The organism is Hydrogenophaga sp. (assembly GCF_022844385.1).
In the GTDB taxonomy this organism is placed as follows: domain Bacteria; phylum Pseudomonadota; class Gammaproteobacteria; order Burkholderiales; family Burkholderiaceae_C; genus Hydrogenophaga.
This window is the reverse complement of the sequence record NZ_JALHLX010000074.1, coordinates 1-16,717: the sequence shown is the minus strand read 5'-3', so window position 1 is coordinate 16,717 and position 16,717 is coordinate 1. Positions and strand designations below refer to the sequence as shown.

The window sequence follows — 16,717 nt, the reverse complement described above, 5'->3', positions numbered from 1 at the left end:
TTGTTCGTCGGTAACGAGACCCCGGTCGACCAGTTCGTGTGAGCGCGAACGCAGCAACGCCGGGTCCTCACTTCGAAGCAGATCCACCTGCGCGGGAGCCAGACATCCCAGCGCTGCGAGCGCGTGACCCAGATCGAGGATGGGCTGCGAGCGAATTGCCCCCGCCACCTCGTCCAGGGCACCCAGATCGCGAGCAGCACCAGCGGGCCGGACGCGCCCCTGACCGGGCGTTTCGAATGGCACGCGGGTCACAGGAGGCGGCCCTGGATGGCTTCCCGCTCACCCCACACGAGCAGGACGGCGTGCCAGCGGGCTTCGCCCAAGGGCAGCACCTCAAAGGCATGCCGGTCCAGTTCGAACCCGGCGGCATCCACTTCGACGACGCCTGCCACGCGTGCCAGCGCATGCTGGAAGTCGTCTTCGCTCACCACCACCTGCTCCACCAGTTGGCGAGATCGTCCACGCAGCCGATCTGGGTTACTGCATCGGGAAGATTGCCCGACTGTGACTCGGACACGGCCTCGAAAAAAACGGGAGGACTGCGTTGATACAGACGGCATGTTGAATGTCCTTCATCGGATGTGGATGAGCTTTTTTCATTGACAGCGACCTTCGCCAGCGGATGTCGCCTTGAGCCGAACAGCTGCCGCGCGGTATGCGTCTCACCACTGCCGACGTCGCCACGACAGGCCGCAACCCTGTTCAGATGACGATTCAGAGTTTGCTGGTGAGGCTCATATGTTTCAGTTTTCAAGCCAGGCAATGGAATGCAGACGATTCCAGAAAGATGGTCGCCTAACTCCTGAAAGCTCTTACAGCCTCCGCCAACTGAACGGCCTGCTGTTGAAGGCTGGACGCGGCCGCCGCACTCTGCTCCACCAGCGCTGCGTTTTGCTGCGTGGTCTGATCCAGTTGCGTGATGGCTGTATCGACCTGCGAGATTCCCATGGCCTGCTCCCGGGTGGCACTGGAGATCTCCTCAATGAGGCCAGATACCCTTTGAACACCGCCAACGATCTGCGCCATGGTTTCCCCGGCCCGGCCAATCAGCGCGCTTCCCTTCTGGACTTTTTCACCACTGTCGTCAATGAGCCCCTTGATGTCCTTGGCTGCAGCAGCGCTGCGCTGGGCCAGGCTGCGCACCTCAGCGGCCACCACCGCAAAGCCTCGGCCTTGTTCGCCAGCGCGGGCCGCTTCCACCGCCGCGTTGAGCGCGAGGATGTTGGTCTGAAAAGCGATGCCGTCGATCAGTGACGTGATGTCCGCGATGCGTTTGCTGCTGGCTTGAATACTGGCCATCGTCTCAGCGACGTTCGAGAACTCCTGGCGACCGTGGCTGGCATCGGTGCTGGCTTGCGCTGCCAGGCGCTCCGCTTCCTGTGTTCGCTCGGAGTTGTTGGCCACGGTTGCATTCATTTCAGCCATGCTCGCAGCCGTCTGCTCCAGGCTGGCGGCCGATTGTTCTGTTCGAGCGCTCAGATCGGAATTGCCGTTTGCAATTTCCGTGCTGGCCACCTGAATGCCTTGCACCTGCTGCGCCACATCGTCCAGCAGCGAGCGGAGGTTGAGACCCGACTGGTTGATTGCCCGAGCCAGCAAGCCGATGTCGTCTACCCGGTTGAGGGCGGGAACGGCCACGCTTTGGCCAGCTGCGATCAGTTCGGCGTTGGCAAGAATGCTCTTGAGCGGAGCAGACACTTGCCGCTCGATCCACCACGAAGCCAGCAACCCACCCGCCCCTATGGCTGCCAGGAGCACGGGCAAGGCATTGGGCAGCAGCACCGAAGCCATTGCGCAGGCCAGCACCAGGCCCATGACGCCCAACCGGATCCGCCAGGCCGTGGGCAGGAGCTGAAAGACAGACATCCACTTGAACACTCCCGTGCGAATGACAAGCCCCTGGTGAAATGCGAGTCCTTGGGCTTTGCCACTTCTGAAGGCAGCATACAGATCGCTGGCAGCTGCCACTTCCTCCCTGGAGGGCTTGGTCCTGACCGACATGTAGCCGACGGTGACTCCTCCCCGCTTGACGGGTGTGGCGTTCGCACGAACCCAGTAGTGGTCTCCGTCCTTGCGTCTGTTCTTGACCAGCGCGGTCCATGACTTCCCTGCCTTCAGCGTTTGCCACATGTCGGCAAAGGCCTCGGGTGGCATGTCGGGATGCCGCACGATGTTGTGGGGCTGTCCCATCAATTCATCGCGCTCGAACCCACTGACCTCCACAAAGGCTGCATTGGCGTAGATGAGATGGCTTTGCGTATCGGTGGTTGACATGAGTGTCATACCTTCACGCAGCTCCAGTTCCCGTTGCGTTATCGGCAGGTTTGATCGCATATGGCCTCGAATTGAGTTGGGTTGATCGGTCAGGCAGGGCTTGAGCATCGTTACCTTCTTCGACAGGTGAGGCCCGGAAATGCGGGTGATATCCGGACAAGAGTCGGAAATTTGCACGGCAAGTGACGAAACGCGCACGAGCGTCTGCCAACCGACGCGGAAACCCGAAATTGGAAAAGATTTCTGGTGGGAGCTCTCGGACGTAAAAGCCCAAGGACACGTGTCGCCGTGTGAGCGAACAGCTCGACGTGGTCATTGCCATTTCAGGACCAACCACTCTGTACCAATCGCTCCAAACCAATTGCGTCGACACTGGCGCAGCAGTCGCGGCATTCGCGAGCGCACCCGAAGCCCAGTTTGGCTGCGTACTCCAGACCTACGTTGGCATCACCCGGTGAGGTTCAGGCAGTGACGGGTTTGGCTGGCAACCACAGCGCAACTCACAGCCTCTGGAGTGGGATTGCGCTGGATTCGCGGGATGTCGAAAGGTCTCCGAAGCCTGAAACGGGAGAAACGGTCGGCAGGAAGACAAAGAAGGTTGAGCCTTCATCTTGCGTTGTCTCTGCCCAGATTCGCCCTCCGTGCGCCAACACAATACGCTGGCACAGCGCCAGGCCAATGCCATCGCCGGCAACCGTGAGGTCCGAGTTTGCTCGACCGAACATCTCGAAAACATGCAATTGCATGGCCGGATTGAAGCCACGGCCTTTGTCTTGCAAAGAAAGCGTCCAGCCACCCTCCACTCTGCTGCACGCGAAATCGAGCCGTGTCAGTTCACTTGGTTTGCTGTACTTGAATGCGTTGTCTATCAGGTTGACCCAGACTTCCCGAAACAAGACGGGATCGGCGAGAACTTCGGGCAGTGTTTCCACACCAGTTGCTTGAAACCGCCGGTCCTGGAAAGACGAGGCCACCTCATCAAGACAGTTCGCAACCATATCTGTCATGGAAACCCACGAAGGACTGATGCCTTGTCGTCCCATTCTTGAAAAGCGCAACAGGCCGTCAATTTGCCCCTGCAGCAGTTTTCCAGCGGCGACGATCTTTCGGCAATAGGTCTGGGCAGATTCGATGTCACGGGTCGCCAATGACTCCTCAACGATTTCGGCATAGCTGGCCATATGGCGCACCGGCTTTTTCAGGTCATGCGAAAGAGCATGAGAAAACGCTTCCAGCGAGCGGTTGGCCGCTTGGAGATGGTGCGTCCGTTCCTCAACCATAGCCCGCAAACTTTCGTTCATCTCGCGCTTTTGTTCGATCAACTCCCTGTACAGCGTCACGTCTTGAATGGTCCATGTGCGAGGTGGCTGGATATCCCCGTCCGATTGCTCAGGGACACCGCGGCAGCGAACCCACCGACGCTGCCCTGTTCGGGTCGTCAATGGCACTTCAAGGTCAAACTCCTCGCCAGTCTTCAGGACTTGCCTCAACAGCTTGTAAAACTCCTGCTGTGCGTCAAGTTCGACATATTTGAAGAACGCATCACAGGATTTGGGCACTTCGTCCTTGGCCAGTTCAAGGATGGAGTAAACGACGCTTGACCATCGCATCATCCCCGTTTGAGCGATGCTCTCGATACGACCCAGCCGGGCCAGTCGTTGAGCAACCTGTAGATGATTCTGGAGCTCAACGTTCGCCCTTTCGAGTGATCGCTTCTCGGTAATGTCACTCTGAATCGAGAAGTAGGCGACCACCTTGCCCTGGTTGTCCCGGATGGGCTCGATATTCAGCAAGGCTATGTACGACTCGCCGTTCTTGCGGTAGTTGACGATCTCTGCACCAGAAACAGACATGCCTTGCTTCAAGCGGTTGCGAAGGCCTTCTTTGACCAAGGTGTCGGTCAAGGGGCCGTGCAATTGCTCTCCTGCCCGCTTGCCCACAACCTCTTCAAGCGTCCAACCGGTGACCCTCGTGTACGTCTGGTTGACCCATCGGATCCGTTGCGCATCGTCGGTGATCACCACCATGTTGGCGCTTTGCTCAACGATTTTTTCCAGAATGAGTAGCCAGGAAGTCAGGTCGTTCAACTCGTCGGAGGAATCCAGCACGGTGTCGTCTCTTTTTTTGGTTCAGATGAGTTTCAGACAAACGACGCTGGCGCCCGGGTGGGTGTCAGTGGCTCCAATTCGTTCGCTGATACTGATCATCGGCAAAATTTGGTGATCAGCCTCAATGATCAGCACTCTTAGTGATTTGGATCACTCGGCCACCTGACCCCGAGTGAGTTCGTCAGAAAGAGGTCAGATCAACAGTTGGAAATGACTGCCAACGCTTGGCTGGACCAAGTTCATCAACCCAGACAAGCGCCAGCCAGCGTTGGCTCGCCGACTTCCGCCGTTACTGGCACCGAAGTTGCTAACTCACCCCGCAGAGAGGCGCTGTGCCCAGCACACGCCAGCCTTGAAGACCGCTAGGGTTCCGGGCTCAGATCACTTGCCGATCTGTGCTGTCTGGTCCGAGAGCAGTCGGCCACCATCGCGTGGTTCCACGGAGGGACAAAAGCCCGGGAGACGCTTGCGCTGCAAAGCCCATGCCTCTCCGCCTTTTGTCCCCCGCTCAGGAGCCCCGCATGTCCTTGCCCCTTGCCCCCCCAGCCACAGCGCCGCGCGCTGTTGGTGCACCCACCCGGCCCAAGCGGCGTTCCAACCTGTTCACCGTGCGCGCCGGCATCTCGCGGCGCACCTATTGGGTGCTTGCACTCACCGGGCTGTTCACCCCTTTGGTGCTATGGGCGGCGGTGGGCCTGTGGGGTGGCATCGATCCGGTGTTCATGCCGGCGCCGCTGCAGGTGCTGTCCAAGACCTGGACCTGGGCCACCGAGCTCGGCCTGCTCGAAGACATGGGCATCAGCGTCTACCGCGTGGTGGCGGGCTTTCTGTTGTCGGCTGTGATCGCCCTGCCTTTGGGGTTGTTGATCGGTTCGTTCCGCTCGGTGCAGGCGCTGCTGGAGCCGCTCACCGATTTCATCCGCTACATGCCGGCGGTGGCTTTCATTCCGCTGGTGATGCTGTGGGTGGGCATTGGTGAGGGTTCCAAGATCGCCATCATCTTCATCGGCACCTTTTTCCAGATGGTGCTGATGGTGGCCGAAGACGTGCGCCGCGTGCCGTCCGCCCAGGTGGAGGCGGCGCAGACCATGGGCGCCAACCGGCTGGAGCTGATCGAGAAGGTGATCTTTCAAAGTGCCAAGCCCGCGCTGCTCGACACCTTGCGCATCACCATGGGCTGGGCCTGGACGTACCTGGTGGTGGCCGAGCTGGTGGCCGCCAACTCGGGCCTGGGCTACGCCATCCTGCGCGCCCAGCGCTTCCTGCAGACCGACACCATCTTCGCCGGGATCATCGTCATCGGCCTCATCGGCCTGGTGACCGACCAGCTGTTTCGCTGGGGGCACCGCCGTGCGTTTCCCTGGCTCTACCTGAAAGGCTGAAGCCATGAGCACCGCCCGCATTCCCCTGCCCAAGATCGCCATCCGCAGCCTCACCAAACGCTTTGACGGCGCGCCCATCAACGCGCTGGAAGACATCAACCTGGACATCGCCGAAAACGAGTTCGTCACCTTTGTGGGGGCGTCGGGCTGCGGCAAGTCCACGCTGCTGCGCACCATTGGCGGGCTGGAAACACAGACCACGGGCGACCTGCTGGTGGACGGCCGCGCGGTGGACGGCCCGGGCATCGACCGCGCCATGGTGTTCCAGCACTACAGCCTCTACCCGTGGATGACGGTGATGGAGAACATCAAGTTCTGCCGCCAGCTCAAGGCCCACACCGACGGCCGCACCTCGGCCGACGTGGAAGCCGCCTCGGGCCGGGCCGACGCGCTGCTGCGCCTGATGGGCCTGCAACCCGTGGCCAACGCCTGGCCCAACCAGCTCTCGGGCGGCATGCAGCAACGCGTGGCGATTGCGCGCGCGCTCATGGGCAAGCCCGACGTGTTGCTGATGGACGAACCCTTCGGTGCGCTCGACGCGCAAACCCGCGAGGTGATGCACGACCTGATCCGCTACGTGCACAAGCTGGAGAAAACCACCATCGTGTTCGTGACGCACGACGTGGAGGAAGCGCTGTACCTGGGTGGGCGCGTGGTGCTGATGGCACCGCGCCCCGGGCGCATCGACACGGTGTACGACGTGCCCTTTGGCGACCAGCGCGTGCAGGACTTGAAGCACGAGCCGGAGTTCGTGCGGCTCAAGCGCGACATCCTGGAGCGGATCCGTGAGACCTCGGGCATGAAGACCGATCTGGAGCAGCTGCAACGCCTCTCGGGCGTGGGCGTTTGACACTTTTAAGGAGACACGCATGACGACACAAGACACTCTGTTGAACGATCCCCTCTCCGTGGTTCCACCGAACCCGCCGCAGGCCGCGCCGGTGGACGCGCCCGCGCTGTGGCAGCGCTTCCCCGCAAACGCGCTGGAAAGCGTGGACACCACCAAAGCCATGTGGAGCGAGGTGGTGCCCGGCGGCAGCCACTGGAGCTGGCGCATGCCGCGCGGCAGCGCCATCCGCTTTGTGGCGCTGGAAGCCGGCGCCAACGTGAGCCTGGTGCTGTATTCAGCGCTCGAAAAGCTGGAGCGCTACAACATGCCCGACAGCGTGAAGGCGCAGCACACGGCGCACTACACGCGGGGCCATGTGCTCATGAGCGACATGGGCCGCAGCATGGCCAGCTTCACGGCCGACAGCCTGGGCTGGCACGACCCGCTGGGCGCCCTGCTCGACGCCGAGCTGATGCAGGAAAAATACGGCGAGAAGCGCTACGAGCACGCGCGCAACGCCATGCACCGTTCGGGCAAGGACGGCCTGCTGATCGAGATCGGCAAATACGGTCTCACCAAGCGCGACCTGATTGCGCCGGTGAACCTGTTCAGCAAGGTGGGTGTGGACGCGCAGGGCCGTTTTGCCTTTGTGCCCGACCACGCCAAGGCGGGTGACTTTGTGGAGCTGCGCTTCGACATGGACGTGATCCTGGCCATGAGCACCGCGCCACACGGGCTGGACACCGCGCCCGCTTACAGCCCGAAAAAAGTGGGCCTGCTGGCCTGGCGCTGCGGCGCTGCGCCTGCGAACGATGTGTGCCGCGCCTTCCGCCCGGAGAACGCACGCGCCCTGCACAACACCGACATGCTGTACCTGTGAGGAGCCCACGATGAACACCACCGCAACCGCCACCGACATTCGCATCCTGGAGAGCCAGCTGGACCCGGCCCACGCCGTGATGGATCAGCGCCACCCCGCCGGCGAGCCCATCCTGTTTGAAGTGAAGCGCGGGCAGACGCTGCGCATCGTCGACCTCGAAGGCAACCAGGCCGCCGACGTGCTGTTCTACAACCGCCACGACCCTGCAGAGCACTACAGCGCCACCAACACCATGCAGCGCCAGGGCGGCATCTACCTCACCACCGGCTCGGTGATCCGCAGCAACGACGGCAACGCCATGCTCACCATCGTGGCCGACACCTGCGGCCGCCACGACACGCTGGGCGGCGCCTGCGCGGCCGAGAGCAACACGGTGCGCTACGCGCTGCAGAAGAAGTTCATGCACAGCTGCCGCGACAACTACCTGATCGCCCTGCAACACGCCGACGTGGGGCTGAGCAAACGCGACTTGGTGCCCAACATCAACTTCTTCATGAACGTGCCCGTCACCGCCGACGGCGCGCTGAGTTTTGAAGACGGCGTGTCGGGACCGGGCAAGTACGTGGAGATGCGGGCAGAGATGGATGTGTGGGTGTTGATCAGCAACTGCCCGCAACTCAACAACCCGTGCAACGCCTACAACCCCACGCCCATCCAGTTGCTGGTGTGGAACCCCGCCTGAACCTTCGCCGATGCGCGCAGCGGGACGACCCGTTGCCGCGTGACCCTTTCGCAGGACGGCCTGCCCTCTTCGATCCAAGGTTCCACCCATGTTCAGCAAGGTCCTGATTGCCAACCGCGGCGCCATCGCCTGCCGCATCATCCGCACGCTCAAAACCCTGGGCGTGCAGAGCGTGGCCGTGTACTCCGAAGCCGACGCGCAGGCCCGCCATGTGCGCGAAGCCGACGAGGCCTATTTGCTGGGCCCGGCCCCGGCGGCCGAGAGCTATCTGCGCGCCGACCGCATCCTGCAGGTCGCCAAGGACTGCGGCGCGCAGGCCATCCACCCCGGCTACGGTTTCCTCTCCGAGAACCCGGCGTTCGCCGAAGCGTGTGAGGCCGCCGGCATCGCCTTCATCGGCCCCGCGCCCGACCAGATGCGCGCCTTCGGCCTCAAGCACACCGCGCGCGATCTGGCCGAGCAGCGCGGTGTGCCGCTGCTGCCGGGCTCGGGCCTGCTGACCGACCTGGCGCAGGCGCAGAGCGAGGCCACGCGTGTGGGCTTTCCGGTGATGCTCAAGAGCACGGCAGGTGGTGGCGGCATCGGCATGCGGCTGGTGTGGAACGCGGCCGAGCTCACCGACGCCTTCGACTCGGTGGGTCGCATGGCGCAGGCCAACTTCAAGGACGCTGGGCTCTTCATCGAGAAGTACGTGGAGCAGGCGCGGCACATCGAGGTGCAGGTGTTCGGCGACGGCGCGGGTGGTGTGATTGCGCTGGGCGAGCGCGACTGCTCGGTGCAGCGGCGCAACCAGAAGGTGATTGAAGAAACGCCCGCGCCGGGCCTGAGCGACGCGCAGCGCAGCGAGCTGCACGCCACCGCCGTGCGGCTGGCGCAGGCGGTGAAGTACCGCTCCGCCGGCACGGTGGAGTTCGTTTACGACGCGTCCACCGGCGCGTTTTATTTCCTGGAAGTGAACACGCGCCTGCAGGTCGAACACGGCGTGACCGAGCAGGTGTGTGGTGTGGATCTGGTGGCGTGGATGCTGCAGCTCGCCGCTGGCGACCTGCCGCCTTTGCACACGCTGCAACCCTCGCCCAAAGGTGCGTCGATTCAGGTGCGGCTCTACGCCGAAGACCCGGCGAAAAACTTCCAGCCAAGTGCGGGCCTGCTCACCGAGGTGGTGTTTCCCACCGATGCGCCGTGCCATGCCCGCGTGGACAGCTGGGTGGAGCGCGGCACGGAGGTGCCCGCCTGGTACGACCCCATGCTGGCCAAGCTGATCGTCACGGCCGACACGCGCGACGAAGCCTTGAAGAAGATGGAAGACGCGCTGGACGCCACGCGCCTCGCAGGCATCGAAACCAACCTGGGCTACCTGCGCCAGGTGGTGCGCGACCCGGTGTTCCGCACCGGCAAACAGGTCACGCGTTTCCTCTCCACCTTCGCCTACCACCCGGCCACCATCGACGTGATCGAACCCGGCGTGCAAACCAGCGTGCAGGACTGGCCGGGGCGGCAGGGCTACTGGGACGTGGGCGTGCCGCCCAGCGGCCCCATGGACATGCACGCGCACCGCGCGGCCAACGCGCTGGTGGGCAACACACCCGACGCCGCCGCGCTGGAGATCACCCTGGCCGGGCCCACGCTGCGCTTCAACACCGCCACGGTGGTGGCGGTGACGGGTGCGCCCGCCAAGGTGACGCTGAACGGAGAGACGGTGCCGATGTGGCAGGCCATCAACGTGCCTGCTGGCGCCACGCTGGCCGTGGGTCGGTGCGAGACGGGTGTGAGGTTGGCGCTGGCCGTTGCGGGCGGGCTTGATGTGCCGCTGTACCTGGGCAGCCGCAGCACCTTCACGCTGGGGCAGTTCGGCGGGCACGCGGGGCGGCATTTGCGCACGGGGGATGTGCTGCACCTGGCGGGCGACGCGCAGCAGGCGCCGGGCACCGAGGTCGTGATCCCCGACTACACGAACCACTGGGACATCAACGTCCTCTACGGTCCACACGGCGCGCCCGACTTCTTCACGCCCGACGACATCACCCTGTTCTTCGGCACCGACTGGAAGATCCACCACAACAGCAGCCGCACGGGGGTGCGCCTCATCGGCCCCAAACCGCAGTGGGCGCGCACCGACGGCGGCGAGGCGGGGTTGCACCCATCCAACATCCACGACAACGCCTACGCCATCGGCGCGATCGACTTCACCGGCGACATGCCCGTGATCCTCGGGCCCGATGGCCCGAGCCTCGGCGGCTTTGTGTGCCCGGCGGTGGTGCTGCACGACGAGTTGTGGAAGCTGGGCCAGCTGCGCCCGGGTGACACGGTGCGCTTTCACCGGCAGGCCGGCTCACCAGCGAGCCCCGTGCTCGACGACCGCGCGGCCGAAGGCGACCGCCCGCGCCGCGTGATCCGCCAGGCGGGTGACCGCTACGTGCTGATCGAGTTCGGCCCGCTCACGCTGGACCTGGAACTGCGCATGCGCGTGCAGGCTTTGCTGCACGGGCTGAAGGCCCAACAGCTCAAAGGCGTGATCGACCTCACGCCGGGCATCCGTTCGCTGCAGGTGCACTTTGACCCGGCCCTGCTGCCGCGCAGCGAACTGCTGCAGATCATCAGCGCGGCAGACGACGCCCTGCCCCCAGTGGACGAGATGGTCGTGCCCTCGCGCACCGTGGTGCTGCCGCTGAGCTGGGACGACCCACAGACCAAACTGGCCATCGAGAAGTACATGCAGTCGGTGCGACCCGACGCGCCCTGGTGCCCGAGCAACATCGAGTTCATCCGCCGCATCAACGGACTCGACAGCATTGAGGACGTGTTCAAGATCGTGTTCGACGCGCGTTACCTCGTGCTCGGCCTGGGCGATGTGTACCTGGGCGCACCGGTGGCAACTCCCTTGGACCCGCGCCACCGCCTGGTGACCACCAAGTACAACCCCGCGCGCACCTGGACGCCCGAGAACGCCGTGGGCATCGGCGGCGCCTACCTCTGCGTCTACGGCATGGAAGGCCCGGGCGGGTACCAGTTTGTGGGCCGCACGCTGCAGATGTGGAACCGCTGGCGCCACGGCACGCCCGGCTCCGACTTTGAACAGCCCTGGCTGCTGCGCTTCTTCGACCAGATCCAGTTCGAAGCGGTGAGCGAAGAAGAACTCAAAACCATCCGCGCGAGTTTTCCGCACGGTGGCTACGCGCTGCGCACCGAAGACGGCACGTTCAGCCTCAAGGACTACCGGCGTTTCCTCGCGGACAACGCCGCGAGCATCGGGGCCTTCAAAGCCACACAACAAGCTGCGTTTGAAGCCGAGCGCGAGCGCTGGGTGGCCGCCGGACAAAACGACTTCACCAGCGACGAGGCCGCGGCCAGCGCAGGCGTGGCCGATGAGGTGGACCTGCCCGAGGGTGGGCGAATGCTCGCCACCAGCGTGCCCGGCAACGTGTGGAAGGTCTCGGTGAGCGTGGGCCAGCAGGTGCAGGCCGGCGACGTGCTGCTGGTGATCGAGTCCATGAAGATGGAATTCAACTTGCTTGCACCGGCCAACGCCACGGTGCACAGCCTCATGTGCGCACAAGGCGGTGCGGTGTCGGCCGGGCAGAACGTGCTGGTGCTGATCGACGAAGCCGTCTGAGTCCAGAACAACAACGGAGTGATTCCATGTCTTTGAACCCACTGTCTTTTGACCTCGCCAGCCTGCAAGCCGCCTACCGCAGCGGCACCTCCGTGCGCGAAGTCATCGCCGAGTCGCTGGCACGCTGCCGCGCCGACACGCACCACGCCTTCATCCATGTGCTGACCGATGCAGAGGTGGCGCCCCTGCTGGCCCGGCTCGACGGCGTGGACCCGGCCAGCCTCCCCCTGTTCGGCGTGCCCTTTGTGATCAAGGACAACATCGATCTGGCCGGCATTCCCACCACCGCCGGTTGCCCCGAGTTTGCCTACACGCCCACCGAAAACGCCTTCCTCATCCAGCAGCTCCTGGCGGCCGGTGCGGTGCCGGTGGGCAAGGCCAACCTGGACCAGTTCGCCACCGGCCTCAACGGCACGCGCTCGCCGTATGGCGCGTGCCGGAACGCGTTCGATCCCGACTTCATCTCGGGCGGCTCCAGTTCGGGCTCGGCCGTGTCGGTGGCCAAGGGCTACGCCACGTTTTCGCTCGGCACCGACACCGCCGGCTCGGGCCGTGTGCCCGCGTCGTTCAACAACCTGGTGGGCCTCAAGCCCACGCTGGGCCTGCTTTCGGGCACGGGCATGGTGCCGGCCTGCCGTTCGCTGGACACGGTGAGCATCTTTGCGCTCACCGCGGGCGACGTGCAGGCCGTGCTGGGAGCTGCCGCAGCGTTTGACGCAGCCGATGCCTACAGCCGCGCAGCCCAGCCCTTTGGGGTGGATTTTTCTGCAGGCCCATTTCGCTTTGGCGTGCCGCGCGCAGAAGACCTGGAGTTCTTCGGCAACGACGCTGCCGCGAAGCTGTTCGCCACCTCGGTCGAGCGCCTCAAGTCCCTCGGTGGCACGGCTGTGGAGGTGGACCTCACGCCGTTTCTGGAAGCCGCGCGCCTGCTCTACGACGGCCCGTGGGTGGCCGAGCGTTATGTGGCCATCCAGGACTTCATCAACGCCCACCCCGAGGCCGTGTTTCCCCCGGTGCGCACCATCATCGAAGGCGGCCGCAGTGTCACTGGCGCACAAGCCTTTGCCGCGAGCTACCGCCTCAAAGCGCTCAAGCGCGTGTGTGACGCGGTGTGGACCGACATCGACTGCCTGCTCACGCCCACCGCCGGCACCATCTACCGCATCGACGCCATGCAGGCCGACCCGATCCAGCTCAACTCCAACCTGGGCCGCTACACCAACTTCATGAACCTGCTGGACTACAGCGCGGTGGCGGTGCCCTCCGGCTTTTTGCCCGACGGGGCGGCGCAGTGCCTGCCCTGGGGCGTGACGCTGGCCGCGCCCGCGTTCAAGGACCTCGCCCTGCTGCGCCTGGCCGACCGCTTTCACCGCGCCGAGACCGCCACGCTCGGCGCCACGCCCACGCCGCTGGCCAGCACACCGCCCTGCACCGGCCTGCCCTCGGGCGAGGTGGGTGCGGCCGGCAGCGGCACCGTGCGGGTGGCCGTGTGCGGTGCGCACCTCTCGGGCCTGCCACTCAACCACCAGCTCACCTCGCGCGGCGCGCGCCTCATCGGCAGCCCGCAGTCGGCGCCCGACTACCAATTGCACGCCCTCGCTGGCGGCCCGGTGCAGCGGCCCGGGATGGTGCGCGTGACCGAAGGCGGATCGGCCATCGCACTCGAGGTGTGGGAAGTGCCCACCGCCCACTTCGGCAGCTTCGTGGCCGGCATCCCGGCACCGCTGGGCATTGGCAAGGTGAAGCTGGCCGACGGCAGCGAAGTGCCCGGTTTCATCTGTGAAGGCATCGGCATCGCAGGCGCCACCGACATCACCCACTTCGGCGGCTGGCGCGCCTGGCTGGCGGCGGGCGCGCCACGCTGACGCACGTCTCGCACTTCAGCGCGTGGGTCGGCGCACCAGGTGGTTGACCACCCAGCCTTCGCACGCGTCCTGGATGCAGGCCAGGGTGCGGGCGTAGCCGGTGGCCGCCGGGTCGGGGATGGTGGTGACTTTCTCGCGCCGCGCGAACTGGGCCAGGTGGCCGACCTTGTGGCGCTGATCGTCGGGCGCCATGCCTTCGGCCAGAGCGTGGCTGTCCCAGTCCATCGCCAGGATCGCGTCGTGTTGCTCAAAATCGGCTTCGGTCAGTTCGCGCGAACGCAGGTGTTCGATGTGGATACCCGCGCGCGCGGCTTCGAAGATCGCCTCGCGGTCCGGCGGTTCACTGCCGGGCCAGACGTTGGTGCCGGCCGAATCCACCTGCACGTGGCTCAACCCGGCGGAGTCGAGTTCGGCGCGCAGAAAGCCCTGAGCAAGCGGGCTGCGCACGCGGTTGCCAATGCACACCAGCAGGATGCGGCGCGGGGTGGGTTTGAGTTGGGACATCAAAAATCCAGTGAGGCCTGCGCAAAGCTTTCGAGCTTGCGCGGTTTCGAGAGGTTTTCAGCGCTGCGGTTGCGCGAGCCGTGGCGCTTGACGATGCTGGCCTGCACCGCCGCCACGGCCGGGTCGGTGCGCAGCGCGTAGACGCGTTCCTTGGCCGCGCGCGTGGCCTGCTCGAGGTCCACCAGCGGCGCCGCGATGTCCACGCCCACCACCACGCCGCAGCGCGCCTGCAGCTCGGGCGGCATGAGCCAGGGTTGGAAAAGCCAGGTGTCCGGCACACGCTGCAGTGCGGGGAGCCAGCGGCGCACAAAGTGGCCGTGTGGGTCGTGGTCCTGTGCCTGTTTGACGGGGTTGTAGACGCGCGTGGTGTTGATGCCCGTGGTGCCGCTCTGCATCTGCAGCTGGCTCCAGTGGATGCCGGGCTCGTAGTCGATGAACTGGCGCGCCAGCCACTCACCCACCGGGCGCCAGTGCAGCCACAGCGGATACGCCGCCACCGACACCAGCATCGCGCGCATGCGGAAATTGATCCAGCCCGTCTCGCGCAGCATGGCCACGCAGGCGTCCACCAGCGGCCAGCCAGTGCGCCCTTCCATGAGCGCCTGCAAATGCGCCGGGTTGTGGTCGTGCTCGCGCAGACCGTCGTATCCCCGATGCATGTTGTGGTGTTCGATCGCGGGCTCGGTCTCCAGCTTCTGGATGAAGTGGCAATGCCAGTGCAGCCGGCTCATGAAACCTTCCAGCCCCTGGCGCTGTCGGCCAGGCAAGGCGGGATCGTCCAGGCGGTGGCGCGTGGCCTGCACCACCTCGCGCAGGCTCAGGCAGCCCCATGTCAGATACGGAGAGAGGCGCGAGCAGGCGGTGGGCGCCGAGAGCGGCGAGGAGATGCCGCCGCGGTAGCTGGCGCTGCGCTCGTTCAGGAAACTCTGCAACACCTCAAGACCGCGCGCTCGACCACCGCGTTGTCGTTCGGGTGGTTCGTGGGCGTCGAGGCCCAGCTCGTCTGCGCTCGGCCAGGGGTCGGTGAAGCGCGGCAGCTCGGCCGCCTGCAGCGCCGGCGCGAGCGCCTGCTCCGCGTGCGTGAGCTGCTCCCACTGCCGCACCCAGTGTTTGCGTTCGCGCAGGCCACGAACCACGCCGAACTGGCGGAACTCACGCCACGGCAGGGCGTGCGCAGCGCACCATTGCTTCACGCGTCGATCCCGTTCAAAGCTCGCGGCATTGCCGGTTTCTTCGTGCGAGAGCAGTTCGAAAAACGGGGCTTGCCGGTGCAGGCGATCCAGCACCTCCACCGCATCGCCCACCGCAAGCTGCAGGCGACCACCGAGGCGCTTGAGCTCGTCCTGCAAATCCTTCAGGCTCTCCTGAATGAAGCCGAGGTGCTGCCGCGCCGTATCGGGCTGGCGCCACAGCGCGGGCTCCAACACATACAGGCACAGCACCGGGCCCAGGCGCGCGGCCTCGGCCAGCGGCGCGTGATCCCACACCCGCAGGTCGCGCTTGAACCAGACCACCCGATACGTCATCGGGCGATTCTGATTCGTGCGGCGCCCTGTTGCGTGGCTGGGGGCTTTGCCGTTTGGGATGTGGACAGGCGAAAAAAAACCAGACCCGCGGGTCTGGTTTATTGATCAGGCTGTAGAAGCCTGAGCCGGCTTAACGCGGGCTGCGGCGGGCCATGGGGCGCGACGGTGCGCCTTCAGGGCGACGCGGTGCGAATTCACCGCGCATGGCGCCGCGCTCGGCGTTGCCACGGTCGCTGAAACCACCACGGTCACCGCCACGTTCGGCACCACGGTCACCCATGGGTTTGTCGCTGCGGCCGAAGCTGTTGAAACCACCGGGCTTGGGGCCGAAGCCGGGGCGCGCAGGAGCGCGGTCGGCGAAGTTGCGGCCGGCAGCGGGGCGCGTGTCAGGGCGGTAGCCACCGGCTTCACCACGGTTCTCGCCGCGGTTGTCACCACGGTCACCGAAACGGTTCTCGCCACGGTTGTCGAAACGGCCTTCCGGGCGCTGTGGCTCGGCACGGCCTTCGAAACGCGGGTCAAAACGCGTGCCGGGACGGCTGTGGTCAACACGGGGTGCTTCGTTGCGGGCTTCGAAGCGCGGCGCTGGGCCACGGCGGTCGTTGTTGCCGGCAAAGCGGTCGTTGCCACCGAAGCGGTCGTTCGAGCGGCCCGCTGGGCGGCCACGGCCAAACGCTTCGTTCTGCGGCGCGCGCTGGCGCGGCTCAAGGCCGGTCACGGTTTCCACGTTGATGCGCTGGCGCGTGTAAGCCTCGATGTCGAAGATCTTGCGGCGGTCGCGCAGCTCGGCGAACGTGATGGCCAGGCCATCGCGGCCGGCACGGCCGGTGCGGCCGATGCGGTGCGTGTAGTCCTCGGCCTTCATCGGCAGGCCGAAGTTGAAGACGTGGGTAATGGTGGGCACGTCGATACCGCGGGCGGCAACGTCGGTGGCAACCAGGATCTGCACCTGGCCGGCGCGCAGCGCCATCAGGCGGCGGTTGCGGATGCCCTGGCTCAGGGCACCGTGCAACGCGACGGCCGAGAAGCCTTCTTGCTGCAGGTCGTTGGCCAG

The 16,717-nt window shown here is 65.1% G+C and carries 13 protein-coding genes and 1 riboswitch; of the genes, 6 read left to right on the top strand and 7 right to left on the bottom strand.

Annotated elements, in window-relative coordinates; genetic code table 11:
* From Q0C59_RS12780 to Q0C59_RS12765, 4 genes are all read right to left on the bottom strand, one after another.
* Positions 1-243, bottom strand: a 243-nt coding sequence (locus Q0C59_RS12780) for a hypothetical protein (RefSeq protein ID WP_291216079.1), incomplete at its 3' end; no start/stop codon positions are given.
* 5 nt (positions 244-248) lie between these two features.
* Positions 249-428 carry a hypothetical protein gene (locus tag Q0C59_RS19710; RefSeq protein ID WP_371133039.1) on the bottom strand — a complete coding sequence of 60 codons (180 nt, stop codon included), beginning with the start codon at positions 426-428 and terminating at the stop codon, positions 249-251.
* 367 nt (positions 429-795) lie between these two features.
* Positions 796-2,334 carry a PAS domain-containing methyl-accepting chemotaxis protein gene (locus Q0C59_RS12770; RefSeq protein ID WP_291216084.1) on the bottom strand — a complete coding sequence of 513 codons (1,539 nt, stop codon included), beginning with the start codon at positions 2,332-2,334 and terminating at the stop codon, positions 796-798.
* A 440-nt stretch (positions 2,335-2,774) separates the two neighbouring features.
* Positions 2,775-4,382, bottom strand: coding sequence for a PAS domain S-box protein (locus tag Q0C59_RS12765; protein WP_291216075.1), 1,608 nt, complete (start codon positions 4,380-4,382; stop codon positions 2,775-2,777).
* A 351-nt stretch (positions 4,383-4,733) separates the two neighbouring features.
* A riboswitch (guanidine-I (ykkC/yxkD leader) is annotated at positions 4,734-4,846 on the top strand.
* Positions 4,847-4,903: 57 nt separating this feature from the next.
* Here Q0C59_RS12765 and Q0C59_RS12760 point away from each other — a divergent pair.
* From Q0C59_RS12760 to atzF, 6 genes are all read left to right on the top strand, one after another.
* The gene (locus Q0C59_RS12760; RefSeq protein WP_291216072.1) at positions 4,904-5,764 is read left to right on the top strand and encodes an ABC transporter permease; all 861 of its coding nucleotides are present in this window, start codon (positions 4,904-4,906) and stop codon (positions 5,762-5,764) included.
* 4 nt (positions 5,765-5,768) lie between these two features.
* On the top strand, positions 5,769-6,614 hold the full coding sequence (locus Q0C59_RS12755; protein WP_291216070.1) for an ABC transporter ATP-binding protein: 846 nt from the start codon (positions 5,769-5,771) through the stop codon (positions 6,612-6,614).
* A gap of 160 nt (positions 6,615-6,774) precedes the next feature.
* Positions 6,775-7,473 (top strand): urea amidolyase associated protein UAAP1, encoded by a 699-nt coding sequence (locus Q0C59_RS12750; protein WP_291216081.1) that lies wholly within the window; start codon positions 6,775-6,777, stop codon positions 7,471-7,473.
* Between the two features lie 10 nt (positions 7,474-7,483).
* Positions 7,484-8,155, top strand: coding sequence for an urea amidolyase associated protein UAAP2 (locus tag Q0C59_RS12745; protein ID WP_291216068.1), 672 nt, complete (start codon positions 7,484-7,486; stop codon positions 8,153-8,155).
* 88 nt (positions 8,156-8,243) lie between these two features.
* Positions 8,244-11,768 carry a 5-oxoprolinase/urea amidolyase family protein gene (locus tag Q0C59_RS12740; RefSeq protein WP_291216065.1) on the top strand — a complete coding sequence of 1,175 codons (3,525 nt, stop codon included), beginning with the start codon at positions 8,244-8,246 and terminating at the stop codon, positions 11,766-11,768.
* Positions 11,769-11,794: 26 nt separating this feature from the next.
* A complete protein-coding gene (gene atzF / locus Q0C59_RS12735; protein ID WP_291216062.1) occupies positions 11,795-13,633 on the top strand; it encodes an allophanate hydrolase in 1,839 nt (612 codons plus the stop codon).
* Positions 13,634-13,648: 15 nt separating this feature from the next.
* Here the strand turns inward: atzF and Q0C59_RS12730 are convergent, their stop codons facing one another.
* The 3 genes from Q0C59_RS12730 to Q0C59_RS12720 form a co-directional block, all read right to left on the bottom strand.
* Entirely contained in the window at positions 13,649-14,137 is a 489-nt protein-coding gene (locus Q0C59_RS12730; protein WP_291216060.1) for a low molecular weight protein-tyrosine-phosphatase, read from the bottom strand.
* A complete protein-coding gene (locus Q0C59_RS12725) occupies positions 14,137-15,663 on the bottom strand; it encodes a cryptochrome/deoxyribodipyrimidine photo-lyase family protein (protein ID WP_291216057.1) in 1,527 nt (508 codons plus the stop codon). The genes Q0C59_RS12730 and Q0C59_RS12725 overlap by 1 nt, the downstream gene beginning before the upstream one ends.
* Positions 15,664-15,793: 130 nt before the next feature.
* Positions 15,794-16,717, bottom strand: a 924-nt coding sequence (locus Q0C59_RS12720; RefSeq protein ID WP_291216054.1) for a C-terminal helicase domain-containing protein, incomplete at its 5' end; no start/stop codon positions are given.

Bases quoted from the DNA above. Each gene is read 5' to 3' on its own strand.
- Q0C59_RS12770 (WP_291216084.1), bottom strand. From the start codon at position 2,334: ATGCGATCAAACCTGCCGATAACGCAACGGGAACTGGAGCTGCGTGAA.
- Q0C59_RS12760 (WP_291216072.1), top strand. From the start codon at position 4,904: ATGTCCTTGCCCCTTGCCCCCCCAGCCACAGCGCCGCGCGCTGTTGGT.
- Q0C59_RS12755 (WP_291216070.1), top strand. From the start codon at position 5,769: ATGAGCACCGCCCGCATTCCCCTGCCCAAGATCGCCATCCGCAGCCTC.
- Q0C59_RS12750 (WP_291216081.1), top strand. From the start codon at position 6,775: ATGTGGAGCGAGGTGGTGCCCGGCGGCAGCCACTGGAGCTGGCGCATG.
- Q0C59_RS12745 (WP_291216068.1), top strand. From the start codon at position 7,484: ATGAACACCACCGCAACCGCCACCGACATTCGCATCCTGGAGAGCCAG.
- Q0C59_RS12740 (WP_291216065.1), top strand. From the start codon at position 8,244: ATGTTCAGCAAGGTCCTGATTGCCAACCGCGGCGCCATCGCCTGCCGC.
- atzF (WP_291216062.1), top strand. From the start codon at position 11,795: ATGTCTTTGAACCCACTGTCTTTTGACCTCGCCAGCCTGCAAGCCGCC.
- Q0C59_RS12730 (WP_291216060.1), bottom strand. From the start codon at position 14,137: ATGTCCCAACTCAAACCCACCCCGCGCCGCATCCTGCTGGTGTGCATT.
- Q0C59_RS12725 (WP_291216057.1), bottom strand. From the start codon at position 15,663: ATGACGTATCGGGTGGTCTGGTTCAAGCGCGACCTGCGGGTGTGGGAT.